Origin of the sequence: Paracoccus sp. DMF-8 (assembly GCF_029309835.1) — a bacterium.
Taxonomy (GTDB): Bacteria; Pseudomonadota; Alphaproteobacteria; order Rhodobacterales; family Rhodobacteraceae; genus Paracoccus.
On record NZ_JARJHL010000010.1, the window covers coordinates 40,804 to 62,930 of the forward strand.

Here is a 22,127-nt window from a genome sequence, read left to right on the forward strand (position 1 = left end):
GAATGAAGGCCCATATGTCCCACGCGCTTGACCCTCATGCAGCCATCGTGACCGAAGCCGGCGGGCTTGATCCGGGGGGGCCGCTGCTGACCACCGACGGAGAGCCGCTTGGCCGTGCCCTGAGGCGCAGTTCGCGCCGCGCCCGGCACCGCGCCTTTCTGCTGGTGCTGCCGCTTCTGGCCTTTGTTCTGGTCACCTTCATCGTGCCGATCGGGCAGATGTTGCAGCGTTCGGTCAAGAATGACGGCTTTTCCGCGAATATGCCGCAGATCAGCGCATGGTTCGCCGAACATCCGCGCGGCACCGAACCCGATGAGGCTGCATGGGCCGCGCTGGCCGCCGATCTGGGCGCCGCCGCCGAGGCGCGCACCATCGGCACCGTCGCGACCCGCGTCAATTACGAAATGCCGGGCACGCGGTCGCTGTTCACATCCGCCGGGCGTCAGGTCCGGGGCGGGGTCGAGCCGCCCTATCGCGATGCCATGCTGGACATCGACGCGAAATGGAACAACCCCGCGCTTTGGGCTGCGATGCGCGAGGTCTCCAGCGCCTATACGGAAAACTTCTATCTGGCCGCTGTTGACCGCACCCGCAACATCGACGGCAATATCACCCCCGCGCCGCAGGAACAGCGCGTCTATCTGATGCTGTTCCAGCGCACTTTCGTGATTTCGGCGGTCATCACGCTGACCACCTTCATCCTGGGCTTTCCGATTGCGCATCTGCTGGCGACCCTGCCGACGCGAAAATCGAACCTGTTGATGATATTGGTTCTTTTGCCCTTCTGGACATCGCTGCTGGTGCGGACCAGTGCATGGATGGTGCTGTTGCAGCAGCAGGGCGTGGTCAATGACATTCTGGTCTGGACGGGGCTGATCGGGAACAATCAGCGGCTGCAGATGATGTATAACCAGATCGGCACCATCGTCGCGATGACGCATATCCTGCTGCCCTTCATGATCCTGCCGCTGTATTCGGTGATGCGGACCATCAACCCCAGCTATGTCCGTGCGGCGCGTTCGCTTGGCGCGACAAGCTGGACGGCCTTTCGCCGGGTCTATTTCCCGCAGACTCTGCCGGGGCTGGGGGCGGGGGCGCTGCTGGTGTTCATCCTGGCCGTCGGCTATTACATCACGCCCGCGCTGGTCGGCGGTTCGACCGGACAACTGATTTCCAACATGATCGCCATGCATATGACGCAGACGCTGAACTGGTCGATGGCCGCCGCGCTGTCGGGGCTGCTGCTGGCGGCTGTGCTGATCCTTTACTGGCTCTACGACCGGATGGTCGGTGTCGACAATCTGAAACTGGGGTAAGTGATGGCGCTTCCGACCTATGCCTCGCCGCTGGAAAAGATCTGGTATTACTGCCGGTTGGTGATCTGCGGCCTGATCTTTTCTTTCTGATCGCGCCCATCGTCGTGATCATTCCGCTGTCCTTCAACCCCTCGAATTCCTTCACCTTTTCCGACCAGATGCTGGCGCTGGACCCGGATGGCTATTCGCTGCGCTGGTATGACCGGCTGCTGACGCTTGGCATGTCGAACGGCGACGGCATCCGCGACTGGAGCTGGTGGGTCGATGCCTGGAACAACTCGCGCTGGATCAATGCGGCCAAGAATTCGCTGATCATCGGCTTTTTCTCGACCGTGATCGCGACGGTGCTGGGGACGCTGGCCGCGCTTGGCCTGTCGCGGCCGGAAATGCCCTATCGCCGCGTCATCATGACGGTGCTGATTTCGCCGATGGTCGTGCCGATCATCATTTCGGCGACGGGCATGTTCTTTTTCTATTCGAACCCTGCGAACCGCTGAGCTGGATCGGGATCGAGGCGACCTGCGGGCGGCTGTCCCAGACCTATACCGGGATCATTCTGGCCCATGCGACGCTTGGCATTCCCTTTGTCATCATCACGGTGACGGCGACGCTGATCGGTTTCGACCAGTCGCTGGCCGCGCCGCCGCGAGCAGCGGGGCCAATCCGCGCACGACCTTTTTCCGGGTCATCATGCCGCTGATCCTGCCGGGGGCGATTTCGAGCGCCTTGTTCGCCTTCGTGACGTCGTTCGACGAGGTGGTGGCGGTGCTGCTGCTGGCCGGGAACGAACAGCAGACCATCCCCTTCCAGATGTGGAACGGGATCTGCGAACAGATCTCGCCCTCGATCCTTGCGGTGGCGACGCTGCTGGTGATTTTCTCGATCGCGCTGCTGACCACGATCGAGATCCTGCGCAGGCGGTCGGAACGGATGCGGGGGATCACCCCCAGCCAGGGAAAAACCGGGGCGCTGCGGCGCCCCTTTTTCGTGGCGCGGATCAGGGCAGGACCGCGATCCAGGGCCAGATCGTCAGGATCGACAGCCCGGTCGATACCAGCACGGTCGACGCCGCAACCCGCTCTCTGCCGCGCCATAGATCGAGGCGAACAGATAGGCATTCACCCCCGGCGGCATCGACGCGGTGATGACGGCCGAACGCATCGCCGCATCGGGCAGCGCGAACAGCCAGCCCAGGCCAAAGGTGATCGCCGGATGCAGGATCAGCGAACAGGCGCAGCACATGACAATCGCGGTCATGTCGCCTTCGGGGGCGGTAGCGGCGACAGCACGCGCCCCGGACCGAACAGCGCGGCGGGCAGGGCGGATGCGGCGATCATGTCGGCCGCCGCCCAGAAGCCTTCCGGCAGCACCAGCCCCGCGCCCATCAGCAGGTTCATCACCAGCCCGCACAGGATGCCGATGACCAGCGGCGTATGCAGCACCCCCGACAGCGCGCGCCCGGCGACGCGGCCGATGGACAGGTTCTGGCCGCGCGTCTTGGTGAACTCCATCATGGTGATGCCGAAGGTATAGAGCAGCGGCGAATGGATCGAGATGATCGCGAGGTTTCCCGCAATCGCCTGCGCCCCATAGGCGCGCTCCATGATCGGGATGCCAAGCAGCAGCGAATTCGAGAACAGGCAGACGAAGCCGATGGCGACCGCATCTTCGGGACTGCGCCCCAGAAAGCGGCGCGAGATGAACCAGCCGGTAAAATAGGACCCGAAGGCGCCGGTGTAAAAGGCCAGCCACATCCAGCCGTTGAAATTCTCGGTCAGGTTCAGCCGCGCGATATTGGCAAACAACAGCAGCGGCACGGCGAAATTCTGGGCGTAGCGCATCAGCCCGTCGACCGCCCCATCCGAAAACCAGCCGCGCCAGGCGACGACATAGCCAAAGCCCAGGATCAGAAAGACGGGCAGGATGACATCGAAAAGAACGGTCATGGCAGTTCCAGCACCAGCCCGTCATGGGCGGGGATGACATGGTCGGGGGTTTCCGCCATGACGTCTGCGTAGTCCAGATCAATGTGCATATTGGTGATGACGCCGCGCCGGGCGCAGGATTGCGCGATCCATTCCAGCGTCAGCTCCAGATGGGCATGGCTGGGGTGGGGCGTGCGGCGCAGGGCGTCGCAGATGAAGATGTCGCAGTCGCTGATGACCGGCCAGGCGGCATCGGGGATCTGGTGGACATCGGGCAGATAGACCAGCGCGCCCGCCCCGGCCGACAGCCGGAACCCTAGCGCGGGCATGCCGCCGTGATCGACTTCGAAGAGGGTGACGTCGATGGTGCCGCCCGCGCCGTCAAAACGCATCGGCCCGTCGATCAGGTTCAGCGCGGCGACGGGCGGGTAGCAGGACCCTTCGGGCGTGTCGAAGATATAGCCGAACCTCTCGCGCAGCGCGGCGGTCGTGGGCGCATCGGCCCAGACCGGCCTGATCCGCGCCATGTTGTAGACGATCTGGCGCAGGTCATCGATGCCGTGGATGTGGTCGGCATGGGCATGGGTATAAAGCACCGCATCCAGTTCGGCCACGCCCGCATCCAGCATTTGCGCAACCAGATCGGGGCCGGTGTCGATCAGCAGCCGCGTCACGCCATCGGCTCCGATCCGTTCGACCAGCAGCGAACAGCGGCGGCGACGGTTGCGCGGGTTGGCGAGGTCGCATTCCCCCCAACGACCACCGATCCGAGGCACGCCACCCGAAGAGCCGCAGCCAAGGACGGTCGCGCGGATCATGGTTTCGCCTTCCAGAACAGGCGGTCGAAATTCGCGGTGGTCAGGGCCGCGAATTCGTTCAGCGACATGCCGAATGTCTCGGCGCCGACCCTTGCGGTATGGGCGACAAAGGCCGGTTCGTTGCGTTTGCCGCGATGGGGCGGTGGCGCCAGATAGGGCGCGTCGGTTTCGACCAGAATGCGGTCGCGCGGGGCGGCGGCAAAGATTTCCCGCAGCTCGGTCGAGCGGGGAAAGGCCGCGATGCCGGACATCGACAGGTAAAAGCCCAGATCCAGCGCGGCCCGCGCCAGTTCGGCGCTGCTGGTAAAGCAGTGCATGACGCAGGAATAGGCGCCCGCGCGATGTTCCTCGGACAGGATGCGGGCCATGTCCTCATCGGCGTCGCGGGCATGGATGATCAGGGGCAGGCCGGTTTCGCGCGCGGCCTGGATATGGATGCGCAGGCTTTCGGCCTGAATGGCGGCGCTGTCGGCGGTGTAGTGATAATCCAGCCCGGTTTCGCCGATGCCGACGAATTTCGGATGCTGCGCCATTTGGATCAAGGTGTCGGCTGTGACCAGCGGTTCTTCGGCGGCATACATCGGATGGACGCCTGCCGCGTAGAACAGGCCCTCATGGGTCTCGGCCAGGGCGCGGACGGCGGGTTCCTTGTGCATGCGGGTGCAGATGGTGACCATCCGGCGCACGCCTGCGGCGCGGGCACGGGCAATCAGATCGTCCTGCTGCCCCTCGAAATCGGGGAAATCAAGGTGGCAATGGCTGTCGACAAGATCGGGAAGGGGGTCAGGCTGGGTCATCTCTGCCGGGAAGGATCAAAGGGTGGCGGGCCGGTTCGCAAGCCCGATCAGCATATCCAACACCAGAGCCGAGGGGTCGAGGTTGACCGCCCGGCCCTTGCGGGCGCGCGCCGAGAGTTCCGCCTGCGCGGCGGCCCAGCCCCGCGCGCTGCGGTCATCGGGGGACAGGCGCCGCAGCAGGTCAGCCTCGCCATCGGCGGCTTCGGGCAGGGGCGGGCCAAGCAGGCCGGCGCGGGCGGCGCGGGACAAAAATCGGTCGAGCAGCGTGACGACAAGGTCAAAGGGATCGCCGTCCGGCCCGGCGCGGCCGCCCGCCAGATCCGCCAGCTTCATCGCGGCCTTACGGTCGAAGCCGGGCAGGGTGGCAAACAGGTCGATGATCGCCTGATAGGTTTCCAGCCCGTCCTGACCGGTCAGGCGCAGGGCCTCGCCCACCGAACCGCCGGACAGCGCGGTCAGGCGGTCCGGATCGCCGGGGGCCTGCAACCGATCCAGAATGCGCGCCATATCCGTGGCCGAAACCGGGGCCAGCCGCAATTCGCGGCAGCGCGACCGGATCGTCGGCAAAAGCTGCGCGGGCTGGTGCGAGATCAGCAGGATCACCGCGTCATGCGGAGGTTCCTCCGGGATTTTCAGCAGGGCATTGGCGGCGTTGCGGTTCATTTCATCGGCGGGATCGATGATCGCGACACGGCGCCCGCCCTCGGCCGCGGAAAGACGGAAAAAGGACAGCAGCTTGCGGATGTCATCGACGGTGATTTCGCTGCGCAGACGGCCCGTCCTGTCATCGACGCTGCGCCGGACCAGATGCAGGCGCGGCTCGGACAGGGCAAGGATGCGGCGCGACAGCGGGCTGTCGGGGTCGGTGGAGAGGGTGGCTGCGGGCTGGTCGGCCAGCAGCCATTTCGCCAGCGCCCGGGCCAATGTCGCCTTGCCGGTGCCGCGCGGGCCGCTGAGCAGCCAGCCGTGATGCAGGCGGCCCGCGCCGGCCGTGGCCAGAAAATCGCGGATCGTCGCGTCATGGCCGATCACCCCGGCGGCAAAACGCGGATGCGGGGCGCCAGGGACGCGGTCAGCCTCGATGATCTCATCGGTGCTCATGGCAGGGCATCCAGAACGCGCGCGGCGACGTCATCGGCGCTGCCGTTGCCGTCGATCAGATGCACGCGAGGCCGGGTCGCGGCAAGCTGGCGAAAGCCGTCGCGCAGCCGGGTCTGGAAGCCAAGTCCCATGTCTTCGAAGCGATCCTCGCCGCTTTGGCGGGCGGCGCTGCGGGACAGGGCGAGTGCGGGATCGAGGTCGATGACAAAGGTCAGATCCGGTTCAAGGCCGATCATCAGATCGTGCAGCTGATCGACCATCCGGCGCAGATTGCCGCGCGTCGCGCCCTGATAGACCCGCGTCGAATCGGCAAAGCGGTCGGTGATCACGGTGGCGCCGCGATCCAGAGCGGGACGGATCCGGCGTTCGACATGGTCGCGGCGGGCTGCGGTGAACAGCAGCAATTCGGTTTCCGCAGACCAGCGATCCGGGCCGCCCCGAACCAGAAGCCTGCGGATTTCTTCGGCCCCGGCGCTGCCGCCGGGTTCGCGGGTCAGGACGGTATCGCGGCCACGGTCCCGCGCGGCTTGGCAAGCCGCCTGGCCTGGGTCGATTTTCCCGAGCCGTCGATCCCTTCGAAGCTGATGAACATCCGTTCAGTTCGTGATGGCGCTGATGGCGCGGCTGCCAAGGCGCTGCGCGGCGCCTTGCAGGCGGCCAAAGACGCCTGCCGCCTCGACATCCGAAGCAGCGATCAGGGGCATGTGGGATTCTTCCGCATCGGGAATGCGGATGACCAGATCGCCCAGGCGAGTGCCCGCCTTGACCGGCGCTTCGATCGGGCCGTTGAATACCGCCTCGGCGGTGACGCCTGCCTGCGCACCGGCGGGGATCAGCACCCTGACGCCGTTTTCCGTGGTCAGGCCGACCTTGCTGCGGGTGCCAAGCCAGACCGGGGCCTCGGCCACGATTTCGCCCCGGGGGACGATGGTGCGCATGGTGAACTGACGGAAGGCCCAGTTCACGATCCGCTCGATCTCCTCGGCGCGCGCGCGGTCGGAAGGCAGGCCGTTGATGACAAAGATCACGCGGCGGTCACCCTGAACGGCCGAACCGACAAGGCCATATCCCGCCTCTTGCGTGTGGCCGGTTTTCAGGCCGTCCGCGCCAATCCCAAGCTGCAACAGGGGGTTGCGGTTGAAGCGGTTAGCAGGGGCGCGGTTGTCAAAGGGGAACTCGGTCAGGGCGAAGAACGTGTAATACTCGGGGAAGTCCTGCACCAGATGCAGGCTCAGAATACCCAGATCATGGGCCGACATGACATGGCCTTCGGCAGGCCAGCCCGAGGCGTTGACAAAGGTGGATTCGGTCAGGCCGAGCGCGCGGCCACGTTCCGTCATCTGCCGGGCAAAGGCGTCTTCGGTGCCAGAAAGCCCTTCGGCGACGACAACGCAGGCGTCATTGCCCGACAGGACGATGATGCCCTTGATCAGCTCTTCGACGGTGGGGCGGTCGTTTTCGTTCAGGAACATGGTCGAGCCCTGCATCTGCCGGGCCTTGGTCGAAACGGGCAGGCGCGTATCCAGTTGCACACGGCCTTCGTCCAACGCCTCGAACAGCATGTAGAGCGTCATCAGTTTGGACATCGAGGCCGGGGGCAGCGCCTGAGCGGCGTTCTTTTCCATCAGCACCGTGCCGGTCGTCACATCATAGACCCAAGCGGCGCGCGCATTGGTATCGAACGCGGCAACGGGTCCCGCGATCACGGACAGAAAGGCAAGAATGCCGGTGAAAAGAGCCCGCATGGAATATCCTCAATGGCTGACGCTCGACCCAGTGATGGTTACATCAGGCCACAGGCGCCCGCAACGCTGCGGCTGCAAGTTGCGCAAAAGTGAAGCGTGCCACCCGGCAGATGTGTTCAGTAGCTGCGGATCAGCCCCACCAGACGCCCCTGAACGCGCACCATTTCTTCGGGCAGCAGGCGGGTTTCATAGGCGGGGTTGGCGGCTTCCAGCGCGATCAGGCGGCCTTTGCGGCGATAGCGTTTCAGCGTCGCTTCGTGACCTTCGACCAGAGCCACGACGATATCGCCATTATCCGCGGAATCCTGTTCGCGGATGACCACGACATCGCCATCGTTGATGCCCGCCTCGATCATCAGATCGCCGCGCACTTCCAGCGCATAGTGATGTTCGCGGCCCGACAGCATGCTGCCCGGCACGGCGATATGATGCGAGACTTCGGAAATCGCCTCGATCGGGACGCCGGCGGCGATGCGGCCCATCACGGGCAGTTCGACCGCCGAACCGCCGCTGACCGCCATCGCGCCGCGCGGGGGCGCCGGGTGCGGTGCGGGCTTGTCGCCGTCGATCACCCGCGGCTTGAAATCCGAACCCTTGTTCAGCGCATCGGGCAGGCGGACGATTTCCAGCGCACGGGCACGGTGGGGCAGGCGGCGGATAAAGCCGCGTTCTTCCAGCGCCGTGACCAGCCGGTGGATGCCGGATTTCGAGCGCAGGTCCAGCGCCAGCTTCATTTCATCGAAAGAGGGCGGCACCCCGTCGCGCGCCATGCGTGCCTGGATGAATTCAAGCAACTGGATCTGCTTTTTCGTCAGCATCTGCTGTCCCCTGATCTGCCAGAGCGAAATATGTTCGTCATATGTTCTAGCCCTGATCTTTTCTCTCGTCAACAGAAATGCGCTGATTCGGCTGAAGAAAGCGTTAATCCTGACCGGATCAGGCGCGCAGATGCAGGAAATCGACCAGTTCGCCCGCTGCGCGCGCGGGGTCATGGGCGGGGCGGATCAGCAGCGCATCGGCCTGCGACAGGATGCCCAGCCTTGCGGAATCCTGATCCTCGAACGGGGCGATCAGGGGCAGGTCCGGGCCTGTGGTCAGGCGGGCGCGCAGGTAATGCTGACGGTCGCCTTCGGGCGGCAGATCTGCGGAGAGGCGGGCGCGATGCAGGGGAATGCCGGCATCCAGCCCCTGCATCGCGCGCAGCATGGGCTGCATGAACAATGTCGCGCAAACGATTGCGGAAACGGGGTTTCCCGGCAGGCCCAGCATGGCGCTGGCGCCCAGTTTTCCGGCCATCAGCGGCTTGCCGGGGCGCATGGCCAGTTTGTAGAAGGCGCGTTCCAGCCCCAGATCGGCGGCGACCTTGCCGACCAGATCGTGATCCCCGACCGAGGCCCCGCCGATGGTCGCCGATCAGATCCGCACCCTGCGCCAGCGCAAAGCCCGCGCGCAGGCTGCCTTCGGTGTCGCGGGCGATGGGCAGGATCTGCGCCTCGGCGCCCGCCTGCCGGGCCATCGCGGCGATCGCGATATCGTTCGAACAGATGATCTGGTCCGGGCGCGGATCGGCGCCCGGGCGGACCAGTTCGTCGCCCCCCGCCATGACGGCGACGCGGGGGCGGCGCGTCACAGTGACCTCGGCAATATTCATCGCGGCCAGCAGGGCCAGATCCGAAGGCGCCAGCGGGCGGCGCAGAAAAAATTCCGTTCCGGTCGCGAAATCATTGCCTTGGCGGCGGATATTCAGGTTGTCTGTCCAGGTTTCGACGCTGATCCGATCACCTTCACGCAGGATATTTTCCTGCAGGACGACACGGTCATATCCGGCAGGCACGGGGGCGCCGGTAAAGATGCGGACAGCAGTGCCGGGCCGCGCGGCGCCGTCCCATGCGTGACCGGCCGAGGACGTGCCGATGACCTGCAGGGGCCCCGGCAGATCGGCGCTGCGCACGGCATAGCCATCCATGGCCGAGGCATCGAAGGGTGGCTGCGTCAGCCGCGCGAAAACCGGTTTCGCCAGCACCCGGTCCAGCGCATCCTGAATCGCGACGGTTTCGCTGTCCACCGGCCGGGCCAGCGCCAGAACCAGCGCCGAGGCGCCTTCGACCGTGATCATCTAACCCTCCGTAGCGTGAAAATCGCCGGATTTGCCGCCGGTTTTTCCAGCAGCCGGATCCCTTCGATCCGCATGTCCTTTTGCGCGGCCTTGAGCATGTCATAGACGGTCAGGCAGGCGACGGACACGGCGGTCAGCGCCTCCATCTCGACGCCGGTGCGGCCGGTGGTGCGGGCAGTGGCGGTGATGCGGATGCCGGGCAGGGTGGGGTCCGCGGCCAGATCCAGCGCGACCTTGTCCAGAGGCAACGGGTGGCACAGGGGGATCAGATCGGCGGTGCGCTTCGCCCCCATGATCCCGGCCAGACGCGCGACGCCCATGACATCGCCCTTGGCCGCGCCCCCCCGGGCCAGCGCCAGCGTGTCAGGGGACATCAGCACCAGCCCTTCGGCGACGGCGGTTCGGGCGGTCGCGGGTTTGTCCGAGACATCGACCATATGGGCCTGACCGGCGCTGTCGAAATGCGTCAGGCTCATGCGGCCAGACCGAGGATTTCGCGGGTGGCGGCGGTCACGTCGTCCTGACGCATCAGGCTTTCGCCGATCAGGAAACGGTTGATCCCGGCATGGCCCATGCGGTTCAGGTCGGCGGGGGAGAACAGCCCGCTTTCGCAGACCAGATCACGGCCCTGCGGCACATGCGGCGCCAGTTCCAGCGTCACGTCCAGACTGACCTCGAAGGTTTTCAGATTGCGGTTGTTGATCCCGATCAGCGGCGATTTCAGGCGCAGGGCGCGGTCCAGTTCGGTGCGGTCATGGACCTCGATCAGCGCATCCATGCCCCAATGCAGGGCCGCATCCTCAAGTTCCGCCGCCAGACCGTCATCGACCGAGGCCATGATGATCAGGATGCAATCGGCGCCCCATGCCCGCGCCTCGGCCACCTGATAGGTATCATAAAGAAAATCCTTGCGCAGCGCGGGCAGGTCGCAGGCGGCGCGGGCCTGCGTCAGGAACTCCGGCGCGCCCTGAAAGCTGGGGCCGTCGGTCAGCACCGACAGGCAGGCGGCGCCCCCGGCCTGATAGGCCTGCGCCAGCGCGGGCGGGTCGAAATCGGGGCGGATCAACCCTTTGGAGGGGCTGGCCTTTTTGATTTCGGCGATCAGCGCATGGCCGGTTTCGGCGTGGTGCGTCAGCGCCGCCGCAAAGCCGCGCGGGCTGTCTGCGGCGCGGGCTGCGGTCTCGACATCGGACAGCGGGCGGGCCTGTTTGGCTGCCGCGATTTCGTCCAGCTTATAGGTCTTGATGCGTTCCAGAATATCCATGCGCCTCAGCTCAACCCTACGCGTTGTCGCGGGAAAGCCCCGCCCAGTTGATTTCAGGCGCGCCCCGCCCGGCAAGCCAGTCATTGATGCGGCTGAAAGGCCGCGAGCCGAAAAACCGCGCCGCGCCGACAGAGGCGAGGGGTGGGCGGTTTCGATCAGCGGGTCGCTGTCGCGGGGCATGCCGGCCAGCGCCTTTTGCGCGTGATTGCCCCAGAGCAGAAAGGCCAGCGGCCCGTGTTCCTGCGCCTTGGCGACGGCCTGACGCGCCAGCCGGTCCCAGCCCCATTTCGCACGAGCCCCCGCCTGACCCGGCGGCACGCTAAGGGATGTGTTCAGCAACAGCACGCCCTGACGCGCCCAATGGGACAGGTCGCCGGTTGCGGGAATTGCCTGAACATCCTCCTGCAATTCCTTGTAGATATTGGAAAGCGACCGGGGCAGGGCGGTTGTCGGCGACACCGAAAAGGCCAGCCCGTTCGCATGGCCGGGCGTCGGGTAGGGGTCCTGCCCCAGAATGACGACGCGAACCCGTTCGGGGGGCGTCAGCTCCAGCGCGGCGAACAGGCGCGCGGGGCCGGGCAGCCAATCCTGCCCTGCCAGCCGGTCGCTGATCTCGGGCCAGTTTTCGGCAAAGAACGGCAGATCCGCCCAAGCCTCGGGCGGCGTCATGCCCCGACCGTCCCGCGCCGGGTCATTCGGGCGCGCCGGTCTGGGCGGCCAGCGCGTCCAGTTTCGCCAGCGCCGCGCCGGGATCGATGGATTCGCGGGCGATTTCGGCCCCTTCGCGCAGGTTCGCGGCGCGGCCCGCGATCAGCAGGGCGGCGGCGGAATTCAGCAGCACGGCATCGCGATAGGCACCCTGCTGACCCGCCAGAAGCGCGCGGGCAGCCTTGGCGTTATGGGTCGGGTCACCGCCGATGATCTCGTCAAAGGGGTGGAGGGGCAGGCCCGCATCCTCGGGCGAGATTTCGAATTCCGTGACCTCGCCATCCAGCAGTTGCGCGACCCAGCTGGGGCCGGCGATCGACAGCTCATCCGTGCCGTCGCTGCCATGAACCAGCCATGCCGCGTCAGAGCCGAGCGCCTGCAGCGTTTCCGCCATGGGCCGGTTCCACCGGCGGTCAAAGGTGCCGGTCAACTGCCGGGTGACGCCCGCCGGATTGGTCAGCGGCCCCAGCAGGTTGAAGATCGTGCGCGTTCCCAGTTCCGTCCGCGCCGGGCCGACATGGCGCATCGCGGGGTGGTGAACCGGCGCCATCATGAAGCAGATGCCGGTCGCATCCAGCGCCTGCTGGGCGATTTCCGGCGTGCCCATGACATTGATGCCCATCTGCGTCAGCGCATCGGCCGAGCCCGATTTGGACGACAGGTTGCGGTTGCCGTGTTTGGCGACCGGCACGCCCGCCCCCGCCACGACCAGCGCCGAGGCGGTCGAGATGTTCAGCGTCCCCTTGCCATCCCCGCCGGTCCCGACGATGTCGACGGCGCCCTCGGGTGCGGTGATGCGGTTCATCTTGGCGCGCATGGCGCGGGTGGCGGCGGTGATTTCCTGCACGGTTTCGCCGCGCACGCGCAGGGCCATCAGCAGCCCGCCGACCTGGGCGGGGGTGGCCGCGCCCTCGAACAGGGCGGCAAAGGCTTCGTCCGCCTCGGGGCCGGTCAGCGACCGGGTGGCGGCAATGGCGATGATCGGGCGCAGGTCGCGGGGGGCGCTCATGCCGCGCGATCCGTGTGGCTGGAGGTGCAGCGCAGGAAATTCTCGATCATCTGGTGGCCATGTTCGGATGCAATGGATTCGGGGTGGAACTGCACGCCCTCGATGGGCAGGGTCCGGTGGCGGATGCCCATGATCGTGCCGTCGGGGCTGGTCGCGGTCACGGCCAGATCGGCGGGCAGGCTGTCCGGGTCGATGGTCAGCGAATGATAGCGCGTCGCGCGGAAGGGGCTGGGCAGGCCCGCGAAAACGCCGCTGCCGTCGTGATCGATGTCATCGACCTTGCCATGCACGACGCGGCTGGCGCGGATGACCTTGCCGCCAAAGGCCTCGCCGATCGCCTGATGTCCCAGACAGACGCCGAACAGCGGCAGGCCGCGTTCGGCGGCGGCGCGGATCAGCGGCACGATGATTCCCGCCTGCGCCGGATCGCAGGGGCCGGGCGAGACCAGAATGCCCGCGGCACCCATGTTCAGCGCCTCGTCCACGGTCAGGGCATCGTTTCGGCGCACCTCGACCTCTGCCCCGGCTTCGCCCATGTAATGGACGAGGTTCCGGGTGAAGCTGTCATAGTTATCGATAAGCAGGATCATGAAGGCGCCTTGCATTGGGGGGTGAACCCCGGGAAAACTGCCGCTATAGATGTGCCCAAGCGCCGCACGGGGTCAAGGGCGGCGGTCAAGAAAACGGGCAGTAAACTGGACGAAAGCGGCATGGCACGAGGCTTTGCGACAGGTTTGTTTCATGGCGCCCTGACGGGTGCGGCGGGTTTGGCTGCCCTGTCGCTGCTGTTGCCTGCCCCCGATCCGGGCGGCGATGCGCTGGTTCCCGATGCCGCCGTCATCGCCACGCCCGCCGGGTCCGAATTCGGTCGCGGAGAGGATGCGCAGCCGCTGCTGCCCGCGCCGCTGACCCGCCCCGCGCCCGCGCCCCTTGGCGGTTCGGGATCCGTCGATGCGCCGCCCGCCGGGGCCGATGCGCCGCTGACAGATGCCTCGACCCTGACGGCGGAGCGTCCCGAGACGCGGGCCGATGACCCGCTGGCCCCGCCCGAAATCGCGCCGGTGACGGTCGATGCCGAGATCCCGGCCGCGCCGCCAGCCGACAACCGCACCGCCCCCGCCGCGCCCGAGCGTTTCGAAAGCCCCGCGCCGGATGTCGAGCCGCTGCCGATGGCAGCATCCGAACCCGAAGCCCCCGGCGACGACGCGCCGCCCTCGGCCATGCCGTCATCGGGGATGCCGCCGTCGATTGCTGACCTGCCCGTGGTGCGCCCCGGCCTGCCCGAACCGCCCGCGGCCGAAGCCCCCGCCGATATGAGCGCCCTGACCCGTGGCCGCCCCGAGGATGGGCTGGGTGATGACGATGCGCCCCTCGCGGGATCACCTGCGGATGATAGGGCCGCAGATGACATGGCCGATGCGCCGGATGCGGCAGCGGGAGGAGCGGTTTTGACCGATCAGGCCCTCTCCGATCAGACCTCGCCGGGCGCCACATCTGCCGCAAGCGGCGCGACGGCAGAAGAGCGGGCGGCGGCTGCCGATGGAGGGGCGGACCGGCCCGAACCTGCGGCAGAGGCCGTTCCTGAAGCCGATGTCAGAGAACTGGAAGGTATCGGGCAGCCGCAAGCGGTGACCGATGCGCAGCCCGACCTCGCCGCCGAAGCCCGTGCCGACCAACAGCAGGCGGCGGCTGATTCGCCCGCCGATACGCCCGACGGATCGCCCAATGCTGCGCAAAGCGGGGCCAGTTCCGGCGCGCGGGACTATCCTGCGATGAATCTCTCGACGCCGCCGGATATCGGTGGTTTGCTGGCAGGACAGTAAACACGCTCAGGTCGCCATGCAGCCGCTCAATCCCGCCTTCGCCTCGACCTTCAGACCCCCGGTGATGGAGGCGCGGCGCTGGTTGCAGGGGCTGAGCTTTCCCCCCGACCGCCCGCTGATCAATGTCAGCCAGGCCGCCCCCGTCGATCCCCCGCCCGAAGGGCTGCGTCAGGCCATCGCCGATGCCGCCCTGCACCGCCCCGAGGCGCATCTCTATGGCCCCGTTCTGGGCAACATGGACCTGCGGGAGGCGGTTGCCGCGGAATGGACGCAGGCTTACGGCGGCGCGGTTCAGGCCGATCAGGTGGCGATCACGCAGGGCTGCAATCAGGCCTTTTGCGCGTCCCTGGCGACGCTGGCCGGGCAGGGGGATGAGGTGATCATCCCGGTGCCCTGGTATTTCAATCACAAGATGTGGCTGGACATGCAGGGGGTGCGCACCGTGCCCCTGACCTGCGGCGCGGACATGGTCCCCGACGCGGCAGAGGCAGAGCGCCTGATCACGCCGCGCACCCGCGCCATCGTGCTGGTCAGCCCCAACAACCCCTCGGGCGCGGAATATCCGGCGGAAACCCTGCGCGGCTTTTTCGAACTGGCGCGGGCGCGCGGGCTGGCGCTGGTCGTCGATGAAACCTACCGCGATTTCGACAGCCGCAACATGGCGCCGCATGATCTGTTCACCGATCCCGATTGGCCGGGCACGCTGATCCAGCTTTATTCCTTTTCCAAATCCTACCGCCTGACCGGCCACCGCGTCGGTGCCATCATCGCCAGCCCCGCCCGCATGGCCGAGATCGAAAAATTTCTGGACACCGTCGCGATTTCAACCAGCCAGCTTGGCCAGATCGGCGCGCTGTGGGGGATGCGCAATCTGGGCGGTTGGCTGGCGGGGGAACGTATGGAAATCCTGCGCCGCCGCGCGGCGATGCGGCAGGGCATGGCGGCGCTGCCCGGCTGGAAACTGAAAGGCTGCGGCGCCTATTTTGCCTGGGCGGAACATCCGTGGCAGATATCTTCGGCCCGGATCGCGCCAAGGCTGGTGGCCGAGGCGGGCGTCCTGCTGCTGCCCGGCACCATGTTCATGCCCGCAGACGACCCGGCGGGCGGCCGCCATATCCGCATCGCCTTTGCCAATGTCGATGCCCCCCGTATCGAAGAATTGATGTCGCGGCTTTCCGGCTTTCGGCCCTGACCGGACATTTGCGCCGGAATGCGGCAAGGCGCGCCCTTGCCGTGAAGGGGCTGGCACCCTAAAGACGGGCAAAGGTTACAAAAACAGGCTGCTTGACATGACCAGGACCGCATCCAAGGGGAAATCGACCGTCGTCTGGATTCTGATGGGGATGCTGGTCCTTGGACTTGGCGGCTTCGGGATCGAGAATTTCTCGGGCGGGGGCACGGATGTCGGCAAGGTCGGCAATGTCTCGATTTCGTCAGACGATTACGCGCGCGGGATGCGTCAGGAAATGCAGGGCTTTTCCCAGATGACCGGTCGCGCCCTGACCGGCGCCGAAGCTCGCGAGATGGGGCTGCCCCAGAACGTGCTGGCCGGGCTGTTCCTGTCCGCCACGCTGGAAGAACAGGCCAACCGCCTTGGTGTGTCCGCAGGCGATGACGCGGTGCGCAAGGCGATCGTCGACGCCCCGGCCTTTCGCGGCCTGAATGGCCAATTCGACAGCGCCCGTTATCAGCAGGTGCTGCGCGACGAAGGCATGAGCGTGCGCGAATTCGAACATGCCCTGCGCATGGACGAGGCGCGCCAGATCCTGCAACGCGCCGTCACCTCGGGGGCGAGTGCGCCTGCCGTGACCACGGATCGTTCGGTCGCATGGCTGCTGGAAACCCGCGATATCCGCTGGTATGAGCTGACCGTCGACGATCTGGCCGCCCCGATCGCCGCGCCCGATCAGGACACGCTGACCGCCTGGCATCAGGCCAATGCCGACCGCTTCACCGCACCCGAGGCGCGCAAGCTGTCCTTTGCCTGGCTGACCCCCGACATGATCGAGGATGCGGTTCAGGTCGATGATCAGGCGCTGCGCGACCTGTATCAGTCGCGGATCGACGAATTCCAGAAACCCGAACGCCGCATGGTGGAACGGCTGGTCTTTCAGGACGACGCCGCTGCAAATGATGCCAAATCCCGTCTGGACAGCGGTGCCATTGATTTCGAAGGTCTGGCCGCCGAACGTGGCCTGACCCTTGCCGATATCGACGAGGGCGAAGTGACGCAGGACCAGCTGGGCGCCAATGGCGCGGCGGTCTTTGCGCTGGAACAGCCCGGCGTCGTCGGGCCGCTGCCGACGAACCTTGGCCCGGCGCTGTTTTCGATGAATGCCATTCTGGAACCCGTCGATGTGTCCTTTGAACAGGCGAAATCCGAATTGCGGGGCGAAGCCGCGCTGGACCGCGCCCGCCGTCAGATCGCCGATCTGCGCGGCCAGGTCGATGATCTGCTGGCCGGGGGCGCCACGGTCGAGGATCTGGCCAATGACACCGATATGGAACTGGGCGAGATCGAATGGCGCGCCGGCGACCAGCCCGAACAGGGCAGCATCGCGGGCTATCCGGCCTTCCGCGAACAGGCCGCCGCGATCACCGAACAGGATTTCCCCGAATTGCACGATCTGGATGACGGCGGCGTCTTTGTCCTGCGTCTGGACGAGGTGGTGCCGCCTGCGCTGATCCCCTTTGACGAGGTGCGTGAACGAGTCGAACAGGACTGGATCGCCGCCGAAACCCAACGCCAGTTGCTGGCGCTGGCCGATGAACGCAAGGTTGACGCCGTCGCGCGCGAGATTGCCGACCCGGAACTGACCGATCCCCCTGCGCCGCAGATGCCTTCGGTGGCGGCGCAATCGCAGCCCGCCGTGCCGAACCAGGCCCCGGTGCCCGGCGCGGCCTCGCCCCGGCCGCAGGTCAGCACCATTCCGGCCGCCGCCGTCCCGGGGATGAGGTGCGCTGGCACGACGCCCAGGACCTGCCCCGCGACGGCTTTATCGAAGGCACGCCGCAGGAACTGGTCGCCACGGCCTTTGAACTGGGTGCCGTTGGCGAAACCGAGGTGGTGGATACCCGCGACCGCGTCTTTCTGGTGTCGCTGGACAATATCGACGCCGTGGACATGGATTCGGATCAGGCGCAGCAGGTGCGTCAGGCGGTGTCCTCGCGGCTTGGCGATGCGCTGAAACAGGACCTGTTCGACTATTACACGCGCGCGCTGCAATCCCGCATCGGCGTGACCGTCAACCAGACCGCCATCGAGGCGGTGAATTCGCGGATGTGACGATGGATCTGGCGCCCGAATTTTCGGAATTTGAAAAAGGCTGGGCTGCGGGTCGCAACCAGTTGGTGACGCTGCGTCTGGCCGCCGATCTGGATACGCCGGTCAGCCTGATGCTGAAACTGGCCGAGGCCGAACCGCTCAGCTTCATGCTGGAAAGCGTCACGGGCGGGGAATTGCGCGGGCGCTATTCGATGGTCGGGATGAAACCGGACCTGATCTGGGAATGTCGCGGCGACCGTTCGCGCACCAACCGTCAGGCGCGGTTCAGCGCGGAATTCACCCCCGACGACCAGACCCCGCTGGAGGCGCTGCGCGCGCTGATCGCCGAAAGCCGCATCGACCCGATGCCCGACGGCGTGCCGCCCGCGGCGGCGGGTCTGTTCGGCTATCTGGGCTATGACATGATCCGGCTGGTCGAACATCTGCCCGATGTGAACCCCGATCCCCTGAACCTGCCCGATGCCATGCTGCTGCGCCCGACCGTCGTCGCCGTTCTGGACGGCGTCAAGGGCGAGGTGACGCTCTGCGCGCCCGCATGGCAATCCTCGGGGCTGAATGCGCGCGCCGCCTATGCCCAGGCCGCCGAGCGCGTGATGGAGGCGCTGCGCTCGCTGGATCGCCAGCCCTATGAACCCCGCACCCTGGGGCAGGACATGCAGGTCGGTCAGCCGCAGTCGAATTTCACCCGCGAGGGTTATCTGGCAGCGGTCGAAAAGGCCAAGGAATACATCCGCGCGGGCGATATCTTTCAGGTCGTGCCCAGCCAACGCTGGTCGATGGATTTCCCGCTGCCGCCCTTTGCGCTCTATCGCAGCCTGCGCCGCACCAACCCGTCGCCCTTCATGTTCTTCCTGAACATGGGCGGGTTTCAGATCGTCGGTGCCAGCCCCGAAATCCTGGTCCGTCTGCGCGACGGCGAGGTCACCGTCCGCCCCATCGCCGGCACCCGCAAACGCGGCGCCGACGCGGCCGAGGATCGCGCGCTGGAAGCCGATCTGCTGGCCGATCAAAAGGAACTGGCCGAACATCTGATGCTGCTTGATTTGGGCCGCAACGATGTCGGTCGCGTGGCCCAGATCGGCACTGTCCGCCCGACCGAGAAATTCACCATCGAACGCTATAGCCACGTCATGCACATCGTCTCGAACGTGGTCGGCGAATTGCGAGAGGGCGAGGATGCGCTGTCGGCCCTGCTGGCCGGGATGCCCGCAGGCACCGTCTCGGGCGCGCCCAAGGTCCGCGCGATGGAAATCATCGACGAGCTGGAACCCGAAAAGCGCGGGGTCTATGCGGGCGGGGTGGGCTATTTCGCCGCGAATGGTGAAATGGACATGTGCATCGCCCTGCGCACCGCCGTGGTCAAGGACAGCAAGCTGTATATCCAGGCCGGCGGCGGTGTCGTCTATGACAGCGACCCGGTTGCAGAATTCGAGGAAACCGAAAACAAAAGCCGCGCTCTGCGCCGCGCCGCCGAAGAAGCCGCGCGTTTCGTGCAGGGCACGAATACATAAGCGCGCCGACCACCATGCGGAGCGGCGGGTTTCCTGCCGGTCGCGCCGTTCAGCCGCTGTCCGAAAGGCCGGTTCGAACTAGCCCGCCGCCTGTTCCCAAGGGCAGGGCAGGCCCGGCCGGGCGGGGAGCATCGGAAACACGGCCCGGACAGCGGACAATGCTTGCGTGCCCGTGTCAGCTTCTCTTGACAAGCCGCCCGGTCCGTTACAAAACACCGCCACAGTGGGGCCGTAGCTCAGTTGGTAGAGCGCGTCGTTCGCAATGACGAGGCCAGGGGTTCGATTCCCCTCGGCTCCACCAGATTTCCGTGACGGAACACGCAATCCTTCGCATGATGCGGCATTGGCGGGTAGAAGGCGCCCGGGCCATGGTGCGTGCCAGATCATGATGCCCGCCAGAAGGACGGACTCCGCGACCGCAGAAACAGGTTGGTCGCCAACCCGTTGCGTGGGCACGGCAGCGCGGGCAGGCGTTCGATCAGGTGCGGTATCTGTGGATCAGGGTTGCGGCGCCTGAACCGTGCAGGGCGGATATCCGGCAGGTGCATGATTCCCGCCTGCATGTCCAGCATCGCCATAATGATATTTGACATATCACTATGCAGGGTTGATATCGGTATTGCCCCTTAGGATAAGCCCATGATCACAGGCCCCCAGATGCGCGCCGCACGCGCCCTTCTTGGCATCGACCAGAAAACCCTGGCCGAGCTTTCCGGCCTGTCCGTTCCGACGATCCAGCGCATGGAAGCCAGCACGGGCGTCGTTCGCGGTGTCGTCGACAGCCTGACCAAGGTCGTCGCCGCGCTGGAACGCGCCGGGGTCGAACTGATCGGAGAGGGCACAACCAGCACGGCAGGCGGGCGTGGCGTCCGCCTGATATCGCCACCCCCGAAACCCTGAGGACAGATTCCGCGACGGCGACCGCCGACGACAAGCCGACGATCCCGCCGCACAGCCAGACAAGGCGCGGCCCCGATGAAAGACAAGACCCGCAGACATGGCGCGGCACCCGGCTTTGCCGCGCTTTATACCCCGAAACTGGTCACCGTCCTGCGCGAGGGCTATGGCCTGACGCAGTTGCGCGCCGATGCCATCGCCGGGCTGACCGTCGCCATCGTCGCGCTGCCTTTGTCCATGGCCATCGCCATTGCCTCTGGCGCGACTCCGGCACAGGGGCTTTATACGGCCATCGTCGGCGGTTTCCTCGTCTCGCTTCTGGGCGGTTCCCGGTTTCAGGTCGGCGGCCCGGCCGGGGCCTTTATCGTGCTGGTCGCGGCCACCGTCGCCCAGCACGGGATGGAGGGGCTGATCCTAGCCACCTTCCTGTCGGGCCTGATGCTGGCAGCGGTCGGCTTTCTGCGGCTTGGCACCTTCATCAAGTTCATTCCCTTTCCGGTGACGGTCGGCTTCACCGCCGGGATTGCGGTCATCATCTTTGCCAGCCAGATCAAGGAGCTCTTTGGCCTGACATTGGAACATGAGCCGGGCGAGCTTTTTGAAAAAATACCGGCGCTCTGGGCGGTGCGGGACAGTCTGACGCCCGCCGCGCTGCTGGTTTCCGCGGTCACCATCGGCATCATCCTTGGCCTGCGCCGGTGGCGGCCACATTGGCCCGGCATGCTGATCGCGGTCGCCGTGGCGGCGGTTGCGACAGCGGCGCTGGCCCTGCCGGTGCAGACCATCGGCACGAAGTTCGGCGGCATCCCCTCGACCCTGCTGACGCCCGGATTGCCAGACCTGTCGCCGGACAGGATCATGGCGGTGCTGCCGGCGGCGGTTTCCTTTACCTTGCTGGGGGCAATCGAATCGCTTCTTTCGGCGGTCGTCGCCGATGGCATGACCGGGCGGCGGCACCGGTCGAACTGCGAACTGGTGGCCCAGGGCGCGGCCAATATCGGCTCGGCCCTCTTTGGCGGTTTCTGCGTCACCGGGACCATCGCGCGGACGGCGACCAATGTGCGTTCGGGCGCGCACGGCCCCGTGGCGGGTATGTTGCATGCGGTCTTTCTGCTGCTGTTCATGCTGGTTGCCGCGCCGCTGGCCGCCTATATTCCGCTGGCCGCGCTTGCCGGTGTTCTTGCCGTCGTCGCCTGGAACATGATCGAGAAGCCCGCCATCGCCATCCTGCTTCGGTCCGGTTGGGGCGAGGCGACGGTGCTGGGCGCCACCTTCTTTCTGACCATCTTCCGCGACCTGACCGAGGCCATCGTGGTCGGCTTCGCCCTCGGTTCGGTGCTTTTCATCCAGCGGATGAGCAGGGCCACCGCCGTCGACACCCAAACCCCTTTCGTCGGACGGGACGAGGCGGACAGCGCCCACCCGCGCGGAACCTATACCGAGGATGCGGCGGCGGATCCCGAGGTCGTGGTCTATCGCATCACGGGCGCGCTGTTTTTCGGTGCGACGGCCTCGATCGGGTCGGTGCTGGACCGTATCCAGGACAGCCACAAGGCGTTGATCGTCGATTTCGCGGCCGTGCCTTTCCTCGATCTGACCGGCGCCAATATGATCGAGGGGCTGGCGCACAAGGCACATGACCGCGGTGTGGCGCTGTGGCTGACCGGTGCCAGCCGCGATATCCGCAGGGTCTTTGTGACCCATGGCCTGAAACGGCCGCTGGTGCATTACGCGACGACGATAGAACGCGCGCTGGCGGTCATTCGCGCGCGGCGATGACCGGCGGCGGGATGCCGGGGGGGCAGGGCGCG

The 22,127-nt window shown here is 66.2% G+C and carries 16 protein-coding genes, 1 tRNA gene and 6 pseudogenes; 10 read left to right on the plus strand and 13 right to left on the minus strand.

Going from position 1 to position 22,127, the window contains the following annotated elements:
• Positions 1–14: 14 nt before the first annotated feature.
• Positions 15–1,316 (plus strand): ABC transporter permease, encoded by a 1,302-nt coding sequence (locus PE067_RS07035; protein WP_276188480.1) that lies wholly within the window; start codon positions 15–17, stop codon positions 1,314–1,316.
• A 3-nt stretch (positions 1,317–1,319) separates the two neighbouring features.
• Positions 1,320–2,264 (plus strand): annotated as a pseudogene (locus tag PE067_RS07040) (ABC transporter permease); the annotation flags it as partial.
• A gap of 49 nt (positions 2,265–2,313) precedes the next feature.
• Here PE067_RS07040 and PE067_RS07045 read toward each other — a convergent pair.
• The 13 genes and pseudogenes from PE067_RS07045 to PE067_RS07105 all read right to left on the minus strand — a co-directional run bounded on the left by PE067_RS07045 (position 2,314) and on the right by PE067_RS07105 (position 13,389).
• Positions 2,314–3,262, minus strand: a pseudogene (locus PE067_RS07045) (AEC family transporter).
• Positions 3,259–4,059, minus strand: coding sequence for an MBL fold metallo-hydrolase (locus PE067_RS07050; protein ID WP_276188481.1), 801 nt, complete (start codon positions 4,057–4,059; stop codon positions 3,259–3,261). Before PE067_RS07050 ends, PE067_RS07045 begins: the two are co-directional and overlap by 4 nt.
• Positions 4,056–4,856 (minus strand): TatD family hydrolase, encoded by an 801-nt coding sequence (locus PE067_RS07055; protein WP_276188482.1) that lies wholly within the window; start codon positions 4,854–4,856, stop codon positions 4,056–4,058. Before PE067_RS07055 ends, PE067_RS07050 begins: the two co-directional genes overlap by 4 nt.
• A 15-nt stretch (positions 4,857–4,871) precedes the next feature.
• The gene (locus PE067_RS07060) at positions 4,872–5,957 is read right to left on the minus strand and encodes a DNA polymerase III subunit delta' (RefSeq protein ID WP_276188483.1); all 1,086 of its coding nucleotides are present in this window, start codon (positions 5,955–5,957) and stop codon (positions 4,872–4,874) included.
• Positions 5,954–6,549, minus strand: a pseudogene (gene tmk, locus PE067_RS07065) (dTMP kinase). The gene PE067_RS07060 and the pseudogene tmk overlap by 4 nt, the downstream one beginning before the upstream one ends.
• 4 nt (positions 6,550–6,553) lie before the next feature.
• The gene (locus tag PE067_RS07070; RefSeq protein WP_276188484.1) at positions 6,554–7,702 is read right to left on the minus strand and encodes a D-alanyl-D-alanine carboxypeptidase; all 1,149 of its coding nucleotides are present in this window, start codon (positions 7,700–7,702) and stop codon (positions 6,554–6,556) included.
• Between the two features lie 116 nt (positions 7,703–7,818).
• Positions 7,819–8,520: a transcriptional repressor LexA gene (lexA, locus tag PE067_RS07075; protein ID WP_276188485.1), complete on the minus strand. Its 702-nt coding sequence runs from the start codon at positions 8,518–8,520 to the stop codon at positions 7,819–7,821.
• 118 nt (positions 8,521–8,638) lie between these two features.
• Positions 8,639–9,818: pseudogene (gene glp / locus PE067_RS07080) on the minus strand (gephyrin-like molybdotransferase Glp).
• Positions 9,819–10,294: pseudogene (moaC, locus tag PE067_RS07085) on the minus strand (cyclic pyranopterin monophosphate synthase MoaC). It lies immediately after the preceding pseudogene.
• Positions 10,291–11,082, minus strand: coding sequence for an indole-3-glycerol phosphate synthase TrpC (gene trpC / locus PE067_RS07090; RefSeq protein WP_276188486.1), 792 nt, complete (start codon positions 11,080–11,082; stop codon positions 10,291–10,293). The pseudogene moaC and the gene trpC overlap by 4 nt, the downstream one beginning before the upstream one ends.
• A gap of 168 nt (positions 11,083–11,250) precedes the next feature.
• Positions 11,251–11,751: pseudogene (locus PE067_RS07095) on the minus strand (uracil-DNA glycosylase); the annotation flags it as partial.
• A gap of 22 nt (positions 11,752–11,773) precedes the next feature.
• Entirely contained in the window at positions 11,774–12,799 is a 1,026-nt protein-coding gene (gene trpD / locus PE067_RS07100) for an anthranilate phosphoribosyltransferase (protein WP_276188487.1), read from the minus strand.
• Positions 12,796–13,389 (minus strand): aminodeoxychorismate/anthranilate synthase component II, encoded by a 594-nt coding sequence (locus PE067_RS07105; protein ID WP_276188488.1) that lies wholly within the window; start codon positions 13,387–13,389, stop codon positions 12,796–12,798. Before PE067_RS07105 ends, trpD begins: the two co-directional genes overlap by 4 nt.
• 120 nt (positions 13,390–13,509) lie before the next feature.
• Here PE067_RS07105 and PE067_RS07110 point away from each other — a divergent pair, with 120 nt between their 5' ends.
• The 8 genes from PE067_RS07110 to PE067_RS07145 all read left to right on the plus strand — a co-directional run bounded on the left by PE067_RS07110 (position 13,510) and on the right by PE067_RS07145 (position 22,095).
• Positions 13,510–14,622, plus strand: a complete 1,113-nt coding sequence (locus PE067_RS07110; protein WP_276188489.1) for a hypothetical protein — start codon at positions 13,510–13,512, stop codon at positions 14,620–14,622.
• Positions 14,623–14,638: 16 nt separating this feature from the next.
• Positions 14,639–15,814 carry an aminotransferase gene (locus tag PE067_RS07115; protein WP_276188490.1) on the plus strand — a complete coding sequence of 392 codons (1,176 nt, stop codon included), beginning with the start codon at positions 14,639–14,641 and terminating at the stop codon, positions 15,812–15,814.
• Positions 15,815–15,911: 97 nt separating this feature from the next.
• The gene (locus tag PE067_RS07120) at positions 15,912–17,810 is read left to right on the plus strand and encodes a SurA N-terminal domain-containing protein (RefSeq protein ID WP_276188491.1); all 1,899 of its coding nucleotides are present in this window, start codon (positions 15,912–15,914) and stop codon (positions 17,808–17,810) included.
• Complete coding sequence (locus PE067_RS07125; RefSeq protein WP_276188492.1) at positions 17,771–17,908, plus strand: hypothetical protein; 138 nt, start codon at positions 17,771–17,773, stop codon at positions 17,906–17,908. Before PE067_RS07120 ends, PE067_RS07125 begins: the two co-directional genes overlap by 40 nt.
• 2 nt (positions 17,909–17,910) lie before the next feature.
• Positions 17,911–19,419 carry an anthranilate synthase component I gene (trpE, locus tag PE067_RS07130; protein WP_276188493.1) on the plus strand — a complete coding sequence of 503 codons (1,509 nt, stop codon included), beginning with the start codon at positions 17,911–17,913 and terminating at the stop codon, positions 19,417–19,419.
• Positions 19,420–19,644: 225 nt separating this feature from the next.
• Positions 19,645–19,720 (plus strand) — tRNA-Ala (locus tag PE067_RS07135).
• A gap of 338 nt (positions 19,721–20,058) precedes the next feature.
• Complete coding sequence (locus PE067_RS07140; RefSeq protein ID WP_276188494.1) at positions 20,059–20,319, plus strand: helix-turn-helix domain-containing protein; 261 nt, start codon at positions 20,059–20,061, stop codon at positions 20,317–20,319.
• 75 nt (positions 20,320–20,394) lie between these two features.
• Positions 20,395–22,095 carry a SulP family inorganic anion transporter gene (locus PE067_RS07145; RefSeq protein WP_276188495.1) on the plus strand — a complete coding sequence of 567 codons (1,701 nt, stop codon included), beginning with the start codon at positions 20,395–20,397 and terminating at the stop codon, positions 22,093–22,095.
• Positions 22,096–22,127: the final 32 nt, after the last annotated feature.

Excerpts from the sequence above, each read along its gene's own strand:
- PE067_RS07035 (WP_276188480.1), top strand. The coding sequence starts at position 15 with ATGTCCCACGCGCTTGACCCTCATGCAGCCATCGTGACCGAAGCCGGC.
- PE067_RS07050 (WP_276188481.1), bottom strand. The coding sequence starts at position 4,059 with ATGATCCGCGCGACCGTCCTTGGCTGCGGCTCTTCGGGTGGCGTGCCT.
- PE067_RS07055 (WP_276188482.1), bottom strand. The coding sequence starts at position 4,856 with ATGACCCAGCCTGACCCCCTTCCCGATCTTGTCGACAGCCATTGCCAC.
- PE067_RS07060 (WP_276188483.1), bottom strand. The coding sequence starts at position 5,957 with ATGAGCACCGATGAGATCATCGAGGCTGACCGCGTCCCTGGCGCCCCG.
- PE067_RS07070 (WP_276188484.1), bottom strand. The coding sequence starts at position 7,702 with ATGCGGGCTCTTTTCACCGGCATTCTTGCCTTTCTGTCCGTGATCGCG.
- lexA (WP_276188485.1), bottom strand. The coding sequence starts at position 8,520 with ATGCTGACGAAAAAGCAGATCCAGTTGCTTGAATTCATCCAGGCACGC.
- trpC (WP_276188486.1), bottom strand. The coding sequence starts at position 11,082 with ATGGATATTCTGGAACGCATCAAGACCTATAAGCTGGACGAAATCGCG.
- trpD (WP_276188487.1), bottom strand. The coding sequence starts at position 12,799 with ATGAGCGCCCCCCGCGACCTGCGCCCGATCATCGCCATTGCCGCCACC.
- PE067_RS07105 (WP_276188488.1), bottom strand. The coding sequence starts at position 13,389 with ATGATCCTGCTTATCGATAACTATGACAGCTTCACCCGGAACCTCGTC.
- PE067_RS07110 (WP_276188489.1), top strand. The coding sequence starts at position 13,510 with ATGGCACGAGGCTTTGCGACAGGTTTGTTTCATGGCGCCCTGACGGGT.
- PE067_RS07115 (WP_276188490.1), top strand. The coding sequence starts at position 14,639 with ATGCAGCCGCTCAATCCCGCCTTCGCCTCGACCTTCAGACCCCCGGTG.
- PE067_RS07120 (WP_276188491.1), top strand. The coding sequence starts at position 15,912 with ATGACCAGGACCGCATCCAAGGGGAAATCGACCGTCGTCTGGATTCTG.
- trpE (WP_276188493.1), top strand. The coding sequence starts at position 17,911 with ATGGATCTGGCGCCCGAATTTTCGGAATTTGAAAAAGGCTGGGCTGCG.
- PE067_RS07140 (WP_276188494.1), top strand. The coding sequence starts at position 20,059 with ATGATCACAGGCCCCCAGATGCGCGCCGCACGCGCCCTTCTTGGCATC.
- PE067_RS07145 (WP_276188495.1), top strand. The coding sequence starts at position 20,395 with ATGAAAGACAAGACCCGCAGACATGGCGCGGCACCCGGCTTTGCCGCG.